A 17,775-nucleotide genomic window follows, 5' to 3' on the forward strand; every position below is an offset into this window, starting at 1 on the left:
TGACGCCACAGGATAGTTAACAACTTTCTAATGAATTAGAGCTAGATTGAATTAAATGTGATGCGTTTGTGTGGGTTGAGTTGTGAACAATCAGTTTCGGGAATTGGAGCGGCCAGAGGCCGTGCGTAAAAAGGATGTGGTGTTGATGGCGACCGTTTCGGGCTTGGAGAGCCTGTCGTTTCCGTCCAAATCGGAACTGCGCCAGTTCGCAGAACTGTTTGCACCGCTGTTCCAGGCATCCTCCGACGAGGCCAGACGCCAGGCGGTGGCCGCCCTGTCGCAAAGTCCGCAGGTGCCGCCCGCCGTGGCCCATTTCATCGCATCGCAACCGATTTCGATTGCAGCGCCGTTTCTGGCATCCTCGCCCTGCATGAGCGACGATCTGCTGATCCTGATTGCCCGCACACAAGGGGCCGCCCATGCCCGCGCCATCGTGCGCCGCGAGGCGCTGTCGCCGCGGGTCATCGACGCGCTGGTGGGACTGCGTCACGAACACAGAACGGCGGCCGACAAGACGCATGCTCACAATGCGACGCCGCGTTTCATGAAGGTCGCGCCGGACGAGACGCAGGTTGCCAAACCCGAACCGGTTCAAACCGTGGCAACGGCCAAGACGCCCGCCCCGATGGAGGCCAGGGCCAAGCCCGCTGCGCAGGCAAACCCAATCGCTCAGCCGCAAGAGCAGCGCGGCATGCGCGAGGAAGAATTGCGCCAGACGATCCGTTCGCTGAGCGCCCATCTCCATCGCCCCGAAAGCGACCGCCTCGGTCTCTTCTCGCTGTCGCCGCTGCAGGAAGCGCTGATGGTGCGGTTTGCCCGTTCGCGCGAGGGTGGTCACTTTGCCACCACGCTTGCCAATGCGATGTCTTCCAGCCGCTGGCTGGCCGAACGCATTCTGCTGGATATCTCCGGCCGTCAGCTTGCGGTCACCCTGATCGGGCTTGCAATGAATTTCGAAGATGCGGTCTATGTGCTGACGCGGCTCTATCCGCAGCTGGCCCGCATGGACGCCGATGCCAATCGTGCCGCCAACCTGCTTGCCTCTCTCAACCCGGTGGAATGCGAGGAGCGGATCGAGGCCTGGCTCAAGGCCGATCGCTACACTTTCGCGGACGACAGGGCGCAGGACGAGATGCCAAAGCTTCAGGCCGCCAACGCATCGGGCAATAGCGCCGGCACCCGAAACACAGCCTCGCATGCGCGCCAGAGATTGCTGGCACTGAAAGGTCGACGCTGAGGCGGCGACGATGCCGCTCCATGCAGGGCGGCATTCATTGCGAGATGATCTCTAAACCGCCGCAGCCGTCTGCATCCCCGACAGCGGGCCGAAGGCTTCGCGGATCATCTCGGCCAGGCCGTCTATGGCCGGGGCTGCTCGGTTGGGGTTGCGCTTGAGCACGACGCGGGACGAGTCGACGGGCGGAAAACCATCGGCCAATGTCAGCTCGCGGCAGCCGGGCGGGATGTTGCTGCGGGCCAGAGGAGCAATGCCGAGGCCCGCGGTAACGGCGGCGCGCAGACTGTTGCTGGTGTCGCAGCTATAGGCAATGCGGTAGGCGATGGTGTGCTGTTCCAGCGCGCGGATGGCAAAATCGCGGCACCAGCTCGAGCGCAGGTAGATGGCGATGGGAACCGGGTTCTGGTGATGACAGCCATGGGCATCGGAGGTTGTCCAGACGGTCGGATCGACAGCCAGAACTTCGCCGGAATTGGTCTCGCTCCATTCGAAGATGACAGCCAGATCCAGCTCATCATTGTCCAGGGCCGCCATTTGCTGCGAGGAATAGCCGCACAGCACCGTGACCTCGGTTGCCGGATGGCGTTCGGCAAAGGCCGCCAATGCCCTTGGCAGGATGGTGGTGCTGTATTCTTCGGGAATGCCGATGCGGACCGGGCCATCGAGCGGCCGGGTGCGCATGGCCGCCGAGGTCTCATCGACCAGACCGACGATGCGGCGGGCATAGGGCAAGAGACGCGCCCCATCTTCCGTCAGCGCCATACCGCGCGGACCGCGGGCAAAAAGCGGTGCGCCGGCCACCTCTTCCAGACGCTTGACTGCATGCTGACGGCGGACTGGGTGCGGCCCAGAAGCGTTGCCGCATGGGTCACATTTTCCGCCTCGGCCACCGTGAGGAAGATTCGCAGGAGATCACTTTCGAGGGGTAACGCCATGGATCTAGCAATCTGTTTTTCGAATGCCTGCCATCATGACTATTCGTTTGTAAAATGTCCAGCGGCGTCGATGATGGGTTCATTCGTTAACGGGAGTGGAGCACATGAATGTCGTTGGAAGCCTTGCCATTGCCCTTTGGCGCCTCATCAAGCGATGGCGTCGTTCATCCATGCTACGGAATGAATTGAAGATGATCGCAGCCAGACCGTCAGACCACCTGCTGGACGATCTGGGGTTGACGCGGGAACAGGCCCGCAAGATGAGCAAGGAACGAGACTATCGACGGATCGTCAGTCCGTGGGAATGAGCGGGGCGACATTTCGGTCGGAAGGACGGTCGCTTGCGGCCAGCCCCTCGGAAACGCCCCTGCGGTCAGCCTGCGTTCTGTTCTGGCTCATCTTGCGCTTGCCCTGAAGCGCGGTGATGGGAATGCGCAGGCCGACAATGCCGCGCATATGGGCCTTGATATAGGCCGCCGGTGCGTCGCTGACCGCCCAGGGGCTTGAACGCCCGCTCTCATGCAGATCGGTCAGGCGGCTGACGACGGCGTGCAGGCGATCCGGATCATCGAAGAATTCGACCGGACCGCGCGCCTCGACTGCCTCATAATTCCACGTCGGCACGACCTTGCCATGCTCGGCCTTGGCCGCATACCAGGACGGCGAAATATAGGCATCGGCTCCCATGAAGAGAACCAGGGCATTGCCCCGGACGGGGGCCTGCCAATGGGGATTGGCGCGCGCCACATGACCATAGAGCACGCCCATCTCGCCTTCCGCCTCATCGATGAACATCGGCAATGCCGTGGCAATCGGACCGTCGGTGCTGGCTGTCACGAACTGGGCAAGACGGCAGGCGCGGATCATGGCGATCAGCGACGAATGGTCGTCTTCAGCGAATGCGGGCGGGGTGTACATCGGCATCTCCACGGCTGGACTGTGACCGATATAGCCTGAGATGGCGCAAAAACAAATCCACAGCGGTGGATGAGGAGGCGCCGGCCGGGGACCGGCGCCTCCGTCCGTTTTTAGCGGGGCTCTGCCGAGAGGCCCTTGACCAGCGCGAAGCAGGCGCCGAGCAGGACCAGCGTGAAGGGCAGTCCGGTGGAGACGGCCATGGCCTGAAGGGCCACGAGACCGCCGCCGAGCAGAAGCGCGATGGCAACCAGACCTTCGAAGGTGGCCCAGAACACACGCTGCGGAACAGGCGCATTGACCTTGCCACCGGCAGAAATGGTGTCGATGACCAGCGAGCCGCTGTCGGACGAGGTCACGAAGAAGACCACGACCAGGATGATCCCCACCATGGACGTCAGGCCCGTGAGCGGCAGATGCGACAGCATTTCGAACAGCTTCAGTTCAAGGGCTGCATCCTGAACCGAGGTCAGGCCCTGGTTGACGACCTGGCTGATGGCTGTGCCACCCAGCGCCGTCATCCAGATGACAGACACCAGCGACGGGATGATCAGCACGGCCAGCAGGAATTCGCGCACGGTGCGCCCCCGGCTGACGCGGGCAATGAACATGCCGACGAAGGGCGACCACGAAATCCACCAGGCCCAGTAAAACGCGGTCCAGCCCTGACGGAAGTTATCGTCGGTGCGGCCAAACGGGTTCGACAATGCCGGCAGATGTTCGACATAGGATGCCAGATTGAGGAAGATGCCGGAGGCGATCTGCGCTGTCGGTCCAAAGAAGATGATGAACAGCAACAGCAACAGGGCCAGCCCCATGTTGATTTCCGACAGGAGCCTTACGCCGCGTTCCATGCCGGCAACCACCGAGGCCGTGGCAATACCGGTGATGATGATGATCAGGAAGACCATCTCGCCGGTGCTGGACGCGAAACCGAACAGGAAGTCGAGACCCGCCGATGCCTGTTGCGCACCGATACCCAGAGAGGTTGCCAGGCCGAACAGGGTGGCAAAGACGGCGAGGATGTCGATGACATGGCCCGGCCAACCCCAGACGCGCTCGCCCAGAATGGGGTAGAAGACCGAGCGCAGGGTGAGCGGAAGTCCCTTGTTATAGGCAAAGAGCGCCAGCGACAAAGCAACGATGGCATAGATTGCCCAGGGGTGCAGTGCCCAATGGAAGATCGTGGCCGCCATGGCGAGCCGTCTCGATCCCTCGGCATCGCCAACGGCACCATCCAAGGGTGCCCAGTCGGTGCGCACGCCATCTTCGAAGACCGGTCCGCCAAAGGCTGCGGTGTAATTGCCCAGCGGTTCGGACACACCATAGAACATCAAACCGATGCCCATGCCGGCGGCAAACAGCATGGAGAACCATGACAGATAGCGGAAATCCGGTTTTGCATCCGGTCCGCCGAGCCTGATCTTGCCATAGGGCGTGAAGATCAGCACCAGCGCCAGCAGCAGGAAGATGTTGCCCGACAGAAGGAAGAACCAGTCGAGGCTTCCCGTCAGCGTATCGCGCAAGCCGGTGAAAACGGGCTCGAGCGTGGACTGGAAAATGAGCGTGATGATGGTGAAGGCAAAGATCGAAAGTGCCGAAACGCTGAAGACGACATTGTGAATGTCGAGCTCGAAGACGAAGCGGCGGCGGTAGTTGATGTTATCCTGACCGATTTCGTAGTCCGTGGTGATGACTTCGGTCGCCCCCTGTGGAGCAGGAACGGCTTCAACGCCTTCCTGAGCGGTGCTGTTGTCAGCATCGTGCGGAGTGTCGTTCATAGATGTCCCCCTGTATGCATCAGATGGACCCCGGCTCAGCCGAGGCCAAGTGCGCCGTTATTGCAATTAATGAGCACCAATGCAAATTACGGCAAAATCATGTATCGGCGCTTGTGGACAAGCTAGGGCGCATAATGCCGAAGGCAATCCCCCTTCCCCCAAGTCTTCCCGTCGGTTACACCGCTGCCATGCGCCTCAAGACAGATATCTTTGCCTCCGCCCTTATTCGCCGCGTCTTTTCCCAAGGCGGCTTTGCCGCGATCGAACGCAAGGGGGCGGAATCCGCCGGCGCGCTGTTCATCCGCCAACGCTTTCGCGACGGTCTGGAAACCCTTTACGGGCCGGCACCGCAGAGCTTTGCCATGGACGACGATGCGGATTTGGGCCGGACATTCGAGGTGCGGCTTTCACGCGCCGAAGCGGCAGAGGTCGGGGATCTGCTGGCGCGCGAATTGACATGGGACAGCGATCTCTGGGTGGTGGAGATCGAGACCGACGAGATTGGCGATCTGATTTCGGTGAGCGGCGGGGACTAGTGCTGCTCCTGTCCGGTAGATGCAGGATTGCCGCTCATGCCCCGGTCTCCTGGACCCTCACAGTGCGCCGATGGACTTCAGCTTCTTGAGCACCGCTTCATTCGGCTCTCCGGTCTCCGGCAGCCTGTAGTGTCGCTCGAAGTGGCGGATGGCGGCCTTGGTCTGGTCGCCGGCGACGCCATCGACGCTGACATCGGCATAGGCGATGTTGGAGAGGCCGCGCTGGATTTCCATGATCAGGTTTGCCTGCTCAGTCAGACTTTCCGGATCCGGGATGACCATGGATGTGTTCTTTTGAGCAGGCGTCGTGACAACCGTCTTTTCGGCGCTGCGGATGGCGGCTGCAACCGGATCGATGGCGGCGGACGGTTTGCTCAGATCTTCGGCAGGACGTGCCAGAGGAATAGCGGCAGTGGCGCTGCTGTCCACACGAAGTGCTGCCAGAAGCTCCGGGCTCGCCTCGCCGGTCTCGGCCATGCCAACTGTTTTCTGGAAGGCGATGATGGCACCGCGGGTCATGGGACCGGATACGCCGTCATCTGCCCCGTCATAAAGGCCGCGTCGCTTCAACTCGCGCTGGACCGCCATGGTGAGACCGGCAGCATCGGATTGCTCGGGCGCCTTGGTGGCCAGTTCATCGGCGGCCGGCATGGTGCCCGGTGCCTTGGTGTCATCGCCCTCGCGGGCAATGCGATAGGTCACAACGTCCGCGGCATCGCGGTTGAGCATGGGGTTCTGGTTGACGCCGGTCAGGGCAAAGAAGTCCTTGGCGTCACGGGTCCGCAGATACGGCGACGGGTGGCGCCCCGGCTGATACCACAGCGCGTTGGCGGCCACGAAGCCGAAGACGATGGCGAAACAGGTTGCGCCACCGAAGAAGACGGGATGCCGGGAGACAAGCCGGCCGAATGCGGCGGCGCCGAGCGTGAAAACTCTCAGCGCGCGCGCTGCGGGTTTCGGCTCAGGCGATTTTCGCTTTCGCGCCATTGATCACGTTTTCCTTTTCTTGCCCGAAGGTCTTTGCATCACTGTTGTTGGCAGCCTTGAGACGTGGCGGGAACTCCACCATGGTATGCTCGTCATCGTTTGCGACCAGCTTCACGCCGGACCCATCGGCCGGAACGAGAATGGTGACGACTGTGCCCTCACCCCGGTGGCTTTCGATCTCGAAGCTGCCGCCATGAAGAGCCGTCAGCCCCTTGACCAGCGACAGTCCAAGGCCGGAGCCTTCGTAGCGACGGGACAGTTCGTCATGGGCCTGGGTAAACGGTTGGCCGAGAATGGCCATCTTTTCCGGTGCAATGCCGATGCCGGTATCGCTGACGACGAGCTTCAGATTGCCCGCTTCCAGTACCGCGTCGACAATGACCGCGCCACCCTGTTCCGTAAACTTGATGGCGTTGCCCACGAGATTGATCAGGATCTGGCGCAGGGCACGCTGATCGGCCACCACCTCTCCCAGACCGCGACCGATGCGGCTGGTGAGCACCACACCCTTTTCACGGGCCTGAAGGGCCAGCATGTTTTCGCAATCCTTGACGGCGGTGCTGACGACAAAAGGCTCGACCATCAGTTCATAGCGACCGGCCTCGATGCGCGACATGTCGAGCATGGCGTTGACCACGGACAGAAGATGCGCGCCGGACTGGCGGATCAGTTGCACATATTCGCGCTGGCGGTCGTTTTCGAGCTTGCCGAAATATTCGCCGGCGAGGATATCGGAAAAGCCGAGAATGGCATTGAGCGGCGTGCGCAGTTCATGACTGACGGCTGCCAGAAACCGTGATTTGGTCTCGTTTGCGGCCTCTGCCTCATCCTTTAAGGTATCGACTTCGCCACGCAGCTGCATCTCGCCGGCCACGTCGAGCATCTGACCGGTAAAGCCAAGAAGGCTGCCGTCTGCTGCGCGTGCTGCCGTCAGGTCGAGACGAACAGTGGCGAATTGCGCCAGGGCACGGTCCAGAGACGAGCGTTCCAGGCGAACGTCAGCCTTGGCTGTATCGGCTCCCTGGCGCAGCGTATCCAATGCGCTGAGGAACGGAATGCGGTCGGAGACATAGAATTGTTCGGCAAGGGCGCGCCCCATCGGGTCGCGCATATAAGACATGAAGCTGTCGCGATCACGACCGTCCAGTGCCAGGACATGGCCCGAGGGATCCAGAGAGACAATCAGACCCGGGCAGACGGCAGAGGTTATTGCCGGCAGCGTTGCGGAATTTTCCGCCGCGTTGGGCATCTGGCTGTTTGCGCGCGAGATGCCGAGCACCAGAACGGCCGTCAACAGGAAGGCGGCCAGCACGACCGCGAAACCGAAGGGCATGGCGATGGCGGGGCCGAGCGTGAAGGACAAGGCACTTGGAAGGGCAACGAGCGGAAGGGCAAAGCCGATGGCCAGACGGCGCAGAAGCATCGCTTCGTGCTGAGCCGAATCCTCTGCCTCGGCTGCCTGCTCCTGGCCGATACCCGACGCGCGACGGAAAACCGTCAAAGCCGATCCAGCAATGTTACTCAAAACTCGCACGCAATACACATCCCGATATGGGTTCATTTCGAAGCCCGACATTAGGCCCGGGCGCTTAAAGAAAAGATAAGGCGGAGGCTTCGAGCCGCCCCGGGAAGGCGCAGAACGACCCGAAATGAGACATCCGGACAGGCAATGAAAAACGTGGTTAACGGGGGGTAAGCGCTTATTTCCACATAGAAATTAACCTATTCACAGCTCAGACGAGGTGAAATGCCCTACGGTGCCGCATGTCTGCCGCAAACATGCTTAACGATGACCGGAACAAGTTGAGACAAAAACACATTAAATGCAGGAATTCGGCTTTTTAGACGAATTTGCCGAAAAGCCGAGCGAGTTTTGCAAATCGTTCTTTGCACACCGGGCTTAGGTTGACGGAACAAGGCCGGGATGACCGGCGAAGAACCGGCTGAAGCCGGCAGCAATACGGATGGGTCAAGACAATGTGGTTTCTGATCAAAGGGACAATCTGGTTGACGGTGGTGCTTGTCGCCCTGTCATTCTTCGGCAACAGCCCCGATACCAGTACCGAGCCAACACCGCCCTTCGAAGTGGCCGGCGCCGTGACGGCTGCCAGCGGCATCTACCAGTATATGACCCAGATCTGCCTTGAAAAACCCGATGTCTGCGAAAAGGGCGCAAAGACGATTGCAGCGCTTGGACACCGTGCCCGCGAGGGTGCCTATGTGGCCATCGGCTTTATCGACACCCAGCTTGCCGAAGAAGATGGCGTGAGCACCGGTGCTGCCAAGCTGGAGACGGCTGTCCTTGGCGCCGACGACCAGCTGATGCCTGCTCTTGTGACCGGTACCATTACACCTTCCATTCCCGTGCCGATGCAGCGTCCGACGCGCTGAGGCTTTCCCCTTCAGAATTCAGGGCCGTCGCGGCGGCCCTCACCCCAGATCCTGTGCCGGGTCATTGACCGTTTCTCTCTTGAACACGATGTCCCGGCGCTTGTCGTGCCTGCCCGCATGAAAACTGCAGCCTTTGGCTGAGCCGCGAGGAACCTGTTTCCTCGCGGTTTTTTTCGTCGGCGCGCCGGTTCATTTTCGCCGGCATATGGCCTATATCGCAAACAGCGGTGCTCCTGGCGAGTGCGCGTCGCCCAGCGAATAAAGAAAGCGGTGCCTGATGAGCAAGATCGACGAGATTATCGAAGACTTCTCCTATCTCGAAGACTGGGAAGACCGCTACCGCTATGTGATCGAACTGGGCAAGGCGCTTCCGGAACTGCCGGAAGAGGATCGCACGCCAGACAACAAGGTGAAGGGCTGTGCAAGCCAGGTCTGGCTTGTGACCGAACCCTCGGAAGACGGTCCCGATCCGGTGATCACCTATCGGGGCGATTCCGACGCGCATATCGTCAGTGGGCTGGTGGCGATTGTGCTTGCCGCCTATTCCGGACGGCATGCCACCGAAATCGTCAAGCTGGACGCGATCGACCTGTTTTCGAAAATCGGGCTGATCGAACATCTGTCTGCCCAGCGCGCCAACGGCCTGCGCTCGATGATCCAGCGTATCCGCGAGGAAGCCGCACGTCGGGTCGGGTGACAGCGCGCAGCTTCAAAGCTCCGGTCGATAGTCGGCGATGCCCCAGTGCCGGGCTCTGGTCCCGCGCGCATTTCCGGGCGGATCGTAGTGGCGGGCGAGTGCGGCAAGGGCGGTGCGCAGCATCAGCTTGGCAGAGCGGGCGGGCCATAGCCGTTCGCGCTCGACCAGTTCCAGGCCTTTGGTGAAACAGCAGACATCGACTGCCACGCCGGACAGATCGGGGCCCATGGCCTCGACCGCGCGGGCAAAGCGTATGCGGGCGGCCAGTGCCGTCTCCGTCAAATCGGCCACGCCGCCTGCCCCGCCCTTTCCGCGCGTATCGAGCCTTGGCTCCCAGCGTGCCGTGACGCGTGGCTGCAGGCCGCCGCGATAAAAGTCCGCCGCCAGACGTTCACCGGCATCGATTGCCTCTGCGGTAAAATAAGGCTGTCCGGATTTGTCGCGCAATTTCGCCAACTGCGCCAATGGCGACTCATCGCGGTTGCGACGAACGAGACGCCGCGGCAGACCCTCTTGCGCTGGCAAGTGGTCTTCGACGACATCGCGGTGCTGGGCCTGAAAACCGTCTTCGCCCTCCTCTATCAGCAGGCGACGAAGATAGGGTCGCACCTCCCCGGTTGCCTGATACCGGCCATTCGCCTGCCGCAAGAGACCGCGCGCGAGAAGGCTTGCGAGCGTTTGGCGCGAAAACGGGCACTCCGTACCATCCTTGCCGATCAACAGGATCGTATCGCCATCGCCGGAGCGCCATGTCAAAGGACCAGCCAGTGCCATTCGCAAAAGCCTCACCAGCATTTTTACTGCTGCTTTGTCATGTCTTCGGTCAGACATCGTACTCTCCTTCACTGGTTTTGAGGACTGTGGCCGCCACTCTTTCGAGCGTCGTTATGAAAGCGTCGAAATCGGGGTCGTCGCGACGCCGCTCGACCACACTGCAGGCATGGAAAACGGTGCTGCGATCGAGCCCGAAGGCCAGCGATATATCGCGATACGGCAGACGCATGGCCACATGGCAGACATAGATGGAAATCTGGCGGACATGGCAGACGGCGCGGCGCGTGTGGCGATGCAGCAGGCCGAAATGGCCAGCAAGCGCCAGCATCTCCTTCGTCATGTCAGATATGAGGTGACAGGCAAGCCTGGGCGGCAAATGCGCCCGACTGCCATGGTGCCCGGCATCGAGGAGCCGATTGGGACGGTGGACCGCCGGCACAGAGAGTTGTTTCAAAGAGATCATATCGCCACTCCTGACGACATAGGAATATATTCTTACCTATTCGTCAAGATACAAATCAGACCTCGATCGCGCTGCCATTCACAAACTTTGTTTTACAATATGGTTCGCGTAAAAACACCCGTCAATTTTTAGGAATTAATTCCAAATTCCAGATATGAAAAAGCCGGGCCTCGGGGGAGACCCGGCTTTCTCATGTGATCCGAATATCGGGTTATTTGCCGCGCTTGCGACGCTGGCCGAGACCCATTTCCTTGGCAAGGCGCGAGCGCGCTTCGGCATAGGCTGGGGCAACCATCGGATAGTCGGCCGGCAGATCCCACTTTTCCCGGTATTCCTCGGGGGCGAGGGAATGATGGGTCATGAGGTGACGCTTGAGAGACTTGAAGGCGCCGCCACATTCCAGGCAGATGATCTGATCGTCCTGGACCGACTTGCGCACTGCGACCGCAGGCTTCTGTTTCTCTACGACCGATACGGCCGGTGTGGGGGCAGAGGTGTTGCTGAGTGCCGTGTGAACATCGCCAATGAGGCCGGCCAATTCGGAGACCGGGACGACGTGATTGCTTACATAGGCCGCAACGATATCCGCAGTCAGTTCAACCAGTACACTCTGGTTCGAGCCCAACGCAGTTTCGCTCATATTATTGTAACTCCTGTTTATAGCAGCAAAACGATACGCTCACCGCCGAGCGTATCTCCCTTCAAGCCAACAGTTTCGACGATGAACGACTTCCGGCCCGCACCCGAGTGCAAGCGTACCCCCCACAGGTCAGGAAAACGTCCAAAATCACACTGCCTGAAATTGAAAACTGCCTTTTTCGATCTAACGGATGAAGTTCACACTACATCCGCAAACTCCATTGCTGTGACGTCCGTCAAAAACGTTGCAGCCAAGGAGAAAAAGGCACTATCGCAATATCAGCGCTTAAATAAGGCGATAGCATTCTTTGCAATAAAGGCCAATTACAATTTTTTACCAATTTTAGGGTGTTGAGACATTCATCGTTAAGGAAAGGTTTTGCTTCCGTTAACAGAACGAAATGCAGTCGCGTTGCTTTCAAGAAAACCCGAAATCAATCAAGCAATGATTTAGCTTTTCCACACTAAACTGCGACTAGACTTTACGTTTCTTCAAATCGTCGCGTACCGATACGGGATCCAACTTGTAGCCGACCTCGTGCGCGGCCTTGGCAAGCAGATGCGCGGAGACCGGCGCGGTGAGGATAAAGAAGAAGAAACCGGCCAAAGCGCGGCTGAAAATGGCCAAATCGCCGGAATGAAAGCCCACTGCGACCAGCAAAAGCCCGGAGCCGACGGTTCCTGCTTTCGAGGCCGCATGCATGCGCGTGTAGAGATCCGGCAGGCGATTGATGCCGATGGCGGCGATCAGGGCAAAGAGCGAACCGGCAACCATCAGAAATGCGGTAACGAGAGCGACAGCCATAGTCATGATTCACCACCTCTGCGTGTATTGCGTTTCTGCCCGCGCTTGACTGGCTTCAGGACGGCGCTGTCTTCCGAGGGTTTCTTTCCGGTAATACCGCGTGCCAAAATGAAACGGGCAAAGGCAACCGTCGCCAGAAAACCGACCAGTCCGAGCGAGATGGCGATATCCACATAAAGTGTATAACCGGTGCGGATGGCAATGACGGCAATGAAGCCGATGACAATACCGACCAGCATGTCGAGGGCGAGCACCCGGTCTGGCAGTGTCGGTCCACGCACAACGCGAAAGACTGTCAGCAAAATTGCGATACACAGCACGACCAGTGCAAAATTGCAGGTCACCTGAATAATGGTATCCGGCGAGATCATTGGAAAGCCTCCCGAATTTTACGCTCGAAGCCGTCAGCAATGTCACGGACAGCACCTTCCGGATCGGAGCAGTCGATGGCGTGGACGAACAGGGTCTTCTTGTCGTCGGAGACATCGACAGACAAGGTTCCCGGCGTCAGCGTGATCAGGTTGGCGAGAAGGGCGATCTCGAAATCACGCTCCAGGGTCAGTGGAAAGGCGAAGATGCCCGGCTTGATATCCATGCGCGGCGACAAGACCATGGCTGCCACCTTCCAGGCCGACTTTGCCAGTTCGATGAAGAACAGCATGATCAGCGCGAATATGCGCCAGCTGCGGCGCAGATAGCCCGTTCCGCCGGTCTGCTCGCGGATCAGCCCCAGCGCCAGCGTCGAGAGCACAAAGCCGAAGACGAGATTGTGCAGCGAGGCGCTGCCGGTGACCGCCACCCAGATGATCGCCAGAAGCAAATTGATCGCATAGAGGGTCATTGGGCGCCTCCCTGCGGAAAGACGGAATTGAGATAGGCGGTCGGATCAGCCAGTCCAAGGCCTGCCTGCTGGGTCAGCTCCAGCAGCGGCTGCGGAAACAGACCGAACCACACGACCAGTGCCGTCAGGCCGATGATCGGTGCCCAGGCCGGCCAGCCAGCCGGCTTTGGCGGCGTTTCCTCGCTGACAGCCACTGCCGTATCCGCCGGGCGCCAATAGGCAAGCAGGAAGACACGGCCAAAGGCGATGGTTGTCAGGAAGCCGGCAATGAGGATCGAGGCCGCCAGCCACCAGGCGCCGATATCGATCGCGCCCTTGACCAGCATGGCCTTCGGCCAGAAGCCCGAAAACGGCGGCAGGCCCGCGCCTGCAAAGAACAATGCAAGCGTGATGAAGGCGAGCAGCGGCGATGATTTCCAGATACCGGCCAGACCGCGCAGATTGAAGGACCCGCCGGCGGCAGCTGCCTGGCCTGCGACGAAATACAGGGCCGTCATCAACACGATCGAATGCAGGCCGTAGAAGATGGCCGGCGACAGGCCGGCGACGCCGCCCATCGAGGCACCGGCCAGCATGTAGCCGATGCCGGAGATGACGATATAGCCCAGCATGCGACGGATATCCGATTGGGCAATCGCACCGAGGGCCCCGGTTATCATGGTGAGCGCTGCGGCAATGCCGATCAGCAGCGACAATGCTTCGCGCTCGACCGGGAACAGCATGACCATGATGCGCAGCAGCGCATAGACGCCGACCTTGGTGAGCAGACCGGCAAAGAGTGCGGAGACCACCACGCGCGGCGTGTGATAGGAGGCCGGCAGCCAGAAATTGACCGGAAAGGCGGCCGCCTTCATGCTGAAGGCCAGAATGAACAGCGCCGACAGTGTCATCAACGGTGCCGTATCCCGCATTTCGCCAGCCTTGCGGGCGATATCGGCCATATTGAGCGTGCCGAAGATGGCATAGAGATAGCCGACGGCGATCAGGAATAGCGTGGTGCCGATCAGGTTGAGGATCGAGTATTTGAGTGCGCCGTCGATCTGCTCGCGTTCGGAGCCGAGGATCAGCAGGCCGAAGGACGAGATCAGCAGCACCTCGAACCAGACATAGAGGTTGAAGATGTCGCCGGTGAGGAAGGCACCGGTGACGCCAGCCATCAGGACCATCAGGAAGGGGAAGAAGCCGTAACGGCGCGCGGACTGATTGATATCGGCGACGGCGTAGATACCGCCGGCCAGCGCCACGATGCCCGATGACAGGGCAAAGAGCGCGCCGGTCAGATCGACCGTAAAGGCGATACCGAAAGGCGGCAGCCAGCGGCCCATCATCATGGTGACAGGCCCTGTTTCGGCGACGTGCAGCAGAAGCAGGGATTCCAGCACAACCAGAATGGCCAGCGAGACAATGGCAATGGCGGCATGAAGCCGGGTGGAATGGCGCACCATCATCAAGACAGCGCCGGCCGTCAGGCACAGTGCCACCGGCGATATGGTCAGCCATTGACCGGCGGTTGCCGGTTCCATGACCCAGGCAAGCGCATGGTCGACGGCGTGGGTGGTCGAAGAAGCGGCCATCAATCAGTATCCCATCGGTGGCAGCGGGTCGTTTTCCGGCTCGGCCACGCGCATTTCGTCGGTGTCATCGGTCTTCAGCTCCTGATAGCCGCGATAGGCGAGCACCAGCAGGAAGCAGAAGAAGGAAAAGGAAATCACGATTGCCGTCAGGATGAGGGCCTGCGGAAGCGGATTGGCAGCGCCGGAGGCAAGCTCGCTGGAGCCTTCGGCAATGATGGGCGGCACTTCGCGCGTCAGGCGACCTGCGGTGAACAGCAGGAGATTGACGGCATTGCCGAGAATGGCCACGCCCAGCAACATGCGGACAATATGCTTGGACATGAGCAGATAAAATGCAGCCGCAAAGAAGATGCCGACAAGGCCGGAGAGCAGAACTTCCATCAGTCGTCCTCCCTTTCTTCCAGCGCCAGTGCAATTGAGGTGATGGCGCCAACCACCACCAGGTAAACGCCGATATCGAAGCTCATGACGGTGGCGATGGGCACTTCGACACCTGCAATTTCCGGATAGATCCACAGACCGGTCATGAAGGGTACGCCGAAGAAGATCGACAGCAGGCCCGACAGGCAGGCGAGCAGCAGGCCGAAGCCTGCAACAGACATGGGATGAAACCAGATGGCGCGGCGAACGGCCTGGACGCCATAGGCAATACCGTAAATCGCCAGTGCCGAGGCTGCGATCAATCCACCGATAAATCCACCGCCCGGTTCGTTATGACCGCGCAGCAGGACGAAGATCGAAAACAGCACCATGACAGCCGTCAGGAAGGGCGCGACGGTGCGGAAGATCAGCGTGTTCATGCCCTGCCCTCCTTCTTGGCGCGGCGTTTGCCGGCAGCCTCGCCTTCCAGCGATTGCGCAGCCGGCACGGACCCCACGCGAATGCGGATGAGGGCCAGAATGGCAAGACCGGTGATCATGACCACCGCGATTTCACCCAGCGTATCGGTGCCGCGGAAATCGACGATGATGACGTTCACGACATTGGCACCGTGGGCAATGACCTTGGAATAGGCATTGAAGAAATCGGTGAGCGAGGTGTTGAACGGGATCTGGGTCGACTTGAGCAGCATCAGCGTGAAGCCGAGACCGCAGGCAATCGCAATCGATCCGTCGACAATGACCTGGCTCCAGGTGCGGTGATCGGATGGCGACAGGCGAAGGCGCGTCATGACGAGGGCCAGAATGACCACCGACAGGGTTTCGACCATGAACTGCGTGAAGGACAGATCCGGCGCGCCGAACAGGAGAAAGATGACGGCGACGGAGAAGCCCTGGATACCGAGCGAGACGATGGCCGTCAGGCGATCATTGGCAGCCAGCACGGCGATCAGGCCGATGATGGCGATGGCAAAGAAGGCCAGTTCGTGGAAATGGGTTTCCTCGGGCCAGACCGGCATGTCCGGCAGTTCGCCATAGAGGACGGGCGGCACCAGCAGCACCAGCGCCAGAAAGACGAAGGTGATGGTGACGTAGAATTCCAGCCTGCCGTTCTGCACGGCGCGGGTGACGACACTTGCAAAGCGCACCAGGCCGGCGATGAAGTGGTCGAAACCGCGATCCGGTCCGGGGCCGAGCGCGTCCATGAGTTTGACCATTGCAGCGCGCGCGCGGTCGAGACCCAGATAGACCAGCACACCGAAAATCACGGTCACAACCGAGAGGGCAAGCGGAATGCCGATATGCGGGATGAGGCTGATCTCGACATCCTTCACCATGCCTGCAACAGCCGTTGCCATGGGCGAGGAGATGAAGTCATGCGACAGGCCGGAGAAGATCGCCATGCCCAGAGCCAACAATGCCAATGTGAAAGGACCGAGCCACAGCAGTGCGGGGCCTTCATGCGCCGGTTTTGGGGTCTCCACCTTCGGTCCGAGGAAAGGTTTGAGCGCGACGGCAAAGCCGATGACGAACATGAGACCATTGCCGATGATGGCGACCACGGTGAAAAGGATCGAGCGCAGATCGGCATGGGCGAGCGCCGCATAGATCTCTTCCTTGGCGAAGAAGCCGAAGAAAGGCGGAAGACCGGCCATGGAAATGGCGCCGCCCAGCGCCGCGAGGAAGGTGATGGGCATTGCCTTGCGCAAACCGCCAAGCCTGGTGACATCGCGCGTGCCGGCCTCGTGGTCGATGATACCGGCCACCATGAAGAGGCCACCCTTGAAGAGCGAATGGGCGACCAGATAGAGGACGGCTGCAACGACGGCATGTTCGGAACCGAAGCCCGTCATCATGACCAGCAGGCCGAGCGATGCGACCGTGGTATAGGCCAGCATGATCTTCAGATCGGTCTGGCGGATGGCAAGGAATGCACCGACCAGAAGCGTGACGCCACCGAAGACGGGCAGCAGGATTTCCCAGGCGGGCGTGTCGCCCATCACCGGATTGAGCCGCATCAACAGGTAGACACCGGCCTTCACCATGGTGGCCGAATGCAGATAGGCAGACACCGGCGTTGGCGCTTCCATGGCGTTGGGCAGCCAGAAGTGGAAGGGGAACTGCGCCGATTTGGTGAAGGCACCGCCCAGGACCAAAAGCAATGCGGCCATGTAGAACGGGCTTTCGCGCACGATGTCGCCGGTATTGACCAGCAGCGACAGCTGGGTGACGCCGGTCATGTTCCACAGGAAGATCAGGCCGGCAAGCAAAGCCAGACCACCGCCACCGGTGACCACCAGAGCCTGCAGGGCTGCGCGCCTCGAGGCCTCGCGCTCATGATCGAAGCCGATCAGCAGGAAGGAGGTGATCGAGGTCAGTTCCCAATAGATGAACAGCATCAGGAAGCTGTCGGACATGACGAGGCCAAGCATGGCGCCCATGAACATCAGCATGAACGAGAAGAATCGCCCCTGCTGGGCATGACCCTTCATGTAGCCGCCGGAATACAGAATGATCAGTGCGCCGATGCCCGTGATCAACAGGGCGAAGGTGAGCGACAGGCCATCGAGGAACCAGGAAAAGGACAGATTGAGGCTGGGCACCCAGGCATAACCGCCGGTGACCACTTCGCCCGCCGCGATCTCGGGGAGAAAGCCGGCAAAATGCAAAAAGGCAAAAGCCGGCAGCAGCGCCAGAATCCAGGCTGCGTTATGACCGAACCGCCGTGTGAGCCATGGTGCGATGAGCGCGCCCGCAAAGGGCAGCATCAGGGCAATGAATGTCACGCCAGCGACATTGTCGAACATCAAGCTTTTTCCG

19 protein-coding genes and 1 pseudogene are annotated in these 17,775 nt (G+C 60.2%); 5 read left to right on the forward strand and 15 right to left on the reverse strand.

What is annotated here, in order from left to right; translation table 11 throughout:
- Nucleotides 1-145 precede the first annotated feature (145 nt).
- A complete protein-coding gene (locus tag ACWPM9_RS15055) occupies nucleotides 146-1,237 on the forward strand; it encodes a DUF2336 domain-containing protein (RefSeq protein WP_484757661.1) in 1,092 nt (363 codons plus the stop codon).
- Nucleotides 1,238-1,288: 51 nt separating this feature from the next.
- Here the strand turns inward: ACWPM9_RS15055 and ACWPM9_RS15060 are convergent.
- Nucleotides 1,289-2,172: pseudogene (locus tag ACWPM9_RS15060) on the reverse strand (LysR substrate-binding domain-containing protein).
- 104 nt (nucleotides 2,173-2,276) lie between these two features.
- Between ACWPM9_RS15060 and ACWPM9_RS15065 the strand changes: the two are divergent.
- Complete coding sequence (locus ACWPM9_RS15065; RefSeq protein ID WP_484755653.1) at nucleotides 2,277-2,480, forward strand: DUF1127 domain-containing protein; 204 nt, start codon at nucleotides 2,277-2,279, stop codon at nucleotides 2,478-2,480.
- On the opposite strand, the gene ACWPM9_RS15070 is transcribed toward ACWPM9_RS15065, so the two are convergent.
- Both ACWPM9_RS15070 and ACWPM9_RS15075 read right to left on the reverse strand, forming a co-directional pair.
- Nucleotides 2,464-3,090 carry an FMN-binding negative transcriptional regulator gene (locus ACWPM9_RS15070; protein WP_484755654.1) on the reverse strand — a complete coding sequence of 209 codons (627 nt, stop codon included), beginning with the start codon at nucleotides 3,088-3,090 and terminating at the stop codon, nucleotides 2,464-2,466. The genes ACWPM9_RS15065 and ACWPM9_RS15070 overlap by 17 nt on opposite strands.
- A gap of 110 nt (nucleotides 3,091-3,200) precedes the next feature.
- Nucleotides 3,201-4,868, reverse strand: coding sequence for a BCCT family transporter (locus ACWPM9_RS15075; RefSeq protein WP_484755655.1), 1,668 nt, complete (start codon nucleotides 4,866-4,868; stop codon nucleotides 3,201-3,203).
- 188 nt (nucleotides 4,869-5,056) lie between these two features.
- On the opposite strand from ACWPM9_RS15075, the gene ACWPM9_RS15080 reads away from it, so the two are divergent.
- A complete protein-coding gene (locus ACWPM9_RS15080) occupies nucleotides 5,057-5,404 on the forward strand; it encodes a DUF1491 family protein (RefSeq protein ID WP_428186463.1) in 348 nt (115 codons plus the stop codon).
- Between the two features lie 57 nt (nucleotides 5,405-5,461).
- Here ACWPM9_RS15080 and ACWPM9_RS15085 read toward each other — a convergent pair whose 3' ends face one another.
- Together ACWPM9_RS15085 and ACWPM9_RS15090 are read right to left on the reverse strand one after the other, a co-directional pair.
- A complete protein-coding gene (locus tag ACWPM9_RS15085) occupies nucleotides 5,462-6,391 on the reverse strand; it encodes a peptidoglycan-binding domain-containing protein (protein WP_484755656.1) in 930 nt (309 codons plus the stop codon).
- Nucleotides 6,366-7,952, reverse strand: coding sequence for a sensor histidine kinase (locus tag ACWPM9_RS15090; RefSeq protein WP_484755657.1), 1,587 nt, complete (start codon nucleotides 7,950-7,952; stop codon nucleotides 6,366-6,368). The genes ACWPM9_RS15085 and ACWPM9_RS15090 overlap by 26 nt, the downstream gene beginning before the upstream one ends.
- A 416-nt stretch (nucleotides 7,953-8,368) precedes the next feature.
- Here ACWPM9_RS15090 and ACWPM9_RS15095 point away from each other — a divergent pair, with 416 nt between their 5' ends.
- Entirely contained in the window at nucleotides 8,369-8,782 is a 414-nt protein-coding gene (locus ACWPM9_RS15095) for a DUF5330 domain-containing protein (RefSeq protein ID WP_484755658.1), read from the forward strand.
- Between the two features lie 277 nt (nucleotides 8,783-9,059).
- A complete protein-coding gene (locus tag ACWPM9_RS15100; RefSeq protein WP_428185426.1) occupies nucleotides 9,060-9,479 on the forward strand; it encodes a SufE family protein in 420 nt (139 codons plus the stop codon).
- 12 nt (nucleotides 9,480-9,491) lie between these two features.
- Here ACWPM9_RS15100 and ACWPM9_RS15105 read toward each other — a convergent pair whose 3' ends face one another.
- The 10 genes from ACWPM9_RS15105 to ACWPM9_RS15150 all read right to left on the reverse strand — a co-directional run bounded on the left by ACWPM9_RS15105 (nucleotide 9,492) and on the right by ACWPM9_RS15150 (nucleotide 17,762).
- The gene (locus tag ACWPM9_RS15105; RefSeq protein WP_484755659.1) at nucleotides 9,492-10,310 is read right to left on the reverse strand and encodes a DUF6456 domain-containing protein; all 819 of its coding nucleotides are present in this window, start codon (nucleotides 10,308-10,310) and stop codon (nucleotides 9,492-9,494) included.
- Nucleotides 10,303-10,716 (reverse strand): helix-turn-helix domain-containing protein, encoded by a 414-nt coding sequence (locus ACWPM9_RS15110; protein ID WP_484755660.1) that lies wholly within the window; start codon nucleotides 10,714-10,716, stop codon nucleotides 10,303-10,305. Before ACWPM9_RS15110 ends, ACWPM9_RS15105 begins: the two co-directional genes overlap by 8 nt.
- A gap of 211 nt (nucleotides 10,717-10,927) precedes the next feature.
- Nucleotides 10,928-11,356, reverse strand: a complete 429-nt coding sequence (locus ACWPM9_RS15115; RefSeq protein ID WP_428185429.1) for a Ros/MucR family transcriptional regulator — start codon at nucleotides 11,354-11,356, stop codon at nucleotides 10,928-10,930.
- 474 nt (nucleotides 11,357-11,830) lie between these two features.
- Nucleotides 11,831-12,166 carry a monovalent cation/H(+) antiporter subunit G gene (gene mnhG, locus ACWPM9_RS15120; protein ID WP_428185430.1) on the reverse strand — a complete coding sequence of 112 codons (336 nt, stop codon included), beginning with the start codon at nucleotides 12,164-12,166 and terminating at the stop codon, nucleotides 11,831-11,833.
- Nucleotides 12,163-12,531, reverse strand: a complete 369-nt coding sequence (locus tag ACWPM9_RS15125) for a cation:proton antiporter (protein ID WP_484755661.1) — start codon at nucleotides 12,529-12,531, stop codon at nucleotides 12,163-12,165. Before ACWPM9_RS15125 ends, mnhG begins: the two co-directional genes overlap by 4 nt.
- On the reverse strand, nucleotides 12,528-13,001 hold the full coding sequence (locus tag ACWPM9_RS15130; protein ID WP_484755662.1) for a Na+/H+ antiporter subunit E: 474 nt from the start codon (nucleotides 12,999-13,001) through the stop codon (nucleotides 12,528-12,530). The genes ACWPM9_RS15125 and ACWPM9_RS15130 overlap by 4 nt, the downstream gene beginning before the upstream one ends.
- Nucleotides 12,998-14,575: a Na+/H+ antiporter subunit D gene (locus ACWPM9_RS15135; RefSeq protein ID WP_484755663.1), complete on the reverse strand. Its 1,578-nt coding sequence runs from the start codon at nucleotides 14,573-14,575 to the stop codon at nucleotides 12,998-13,000. The genes ACWPM9_RS15130 and ACWPM9_RS15135 overlap by 4 nt, the downstream gene beginning before the upstream one ends.
- 3 nt (nucleotides 14,576-14,578) lie before the next feature.
- Nucleotides 14,579-14,956 (reverse strand): Na+/H+ antiporter subunit C, encoded by a 378-nt coding sequence (locus ACWPM9_RS15140; RefSeq protein ID WP_428185434.1) that lies wholly within the window; start codon nucleotides 14,954-14,956, stop codon nucleotides 14,579-14,581.
- The gene (locus ACWPM9_RS15145; protein WP_428185435.1) at nucleotides 14,956-15,375 is read right to left on the reverse strand and encodes a Na+/H+ antiporter subunit B; all 420 of its coding nucleotides are present in this window, start codon (nucleotides 15,373-15,375) and stop codon (nucleotides 14,956-14,958) included. The genes ACWPM9_RS15140 and ACWPM9_RS15145 overlap by 1 nt, the downstream gene beginning before the upstream one ends.
- Nucleotides 15,372-17,762, reverse strand: a complete 2,391-nt coding sequence (locus tag ACWPM9_RS15150; protein ID WP_484755664.1) for a putative monovalent cation/H+ antiporter subunit A — start codon at nucleotides 17,760-17,762, stop codon at nucleotides 15,372-15,374. The genes ACWPM9_RS15145 and ACWPM9_RS15150 overlap by 4 nt, the downstream gene beginning before the upstream one ends.
- Nucleotides 17,763-17,775 lie beyond the last annotated feature (13 nt).

It is taken from the genome of Agrobacterium sp. H141 (assembly GCF_057158725.1).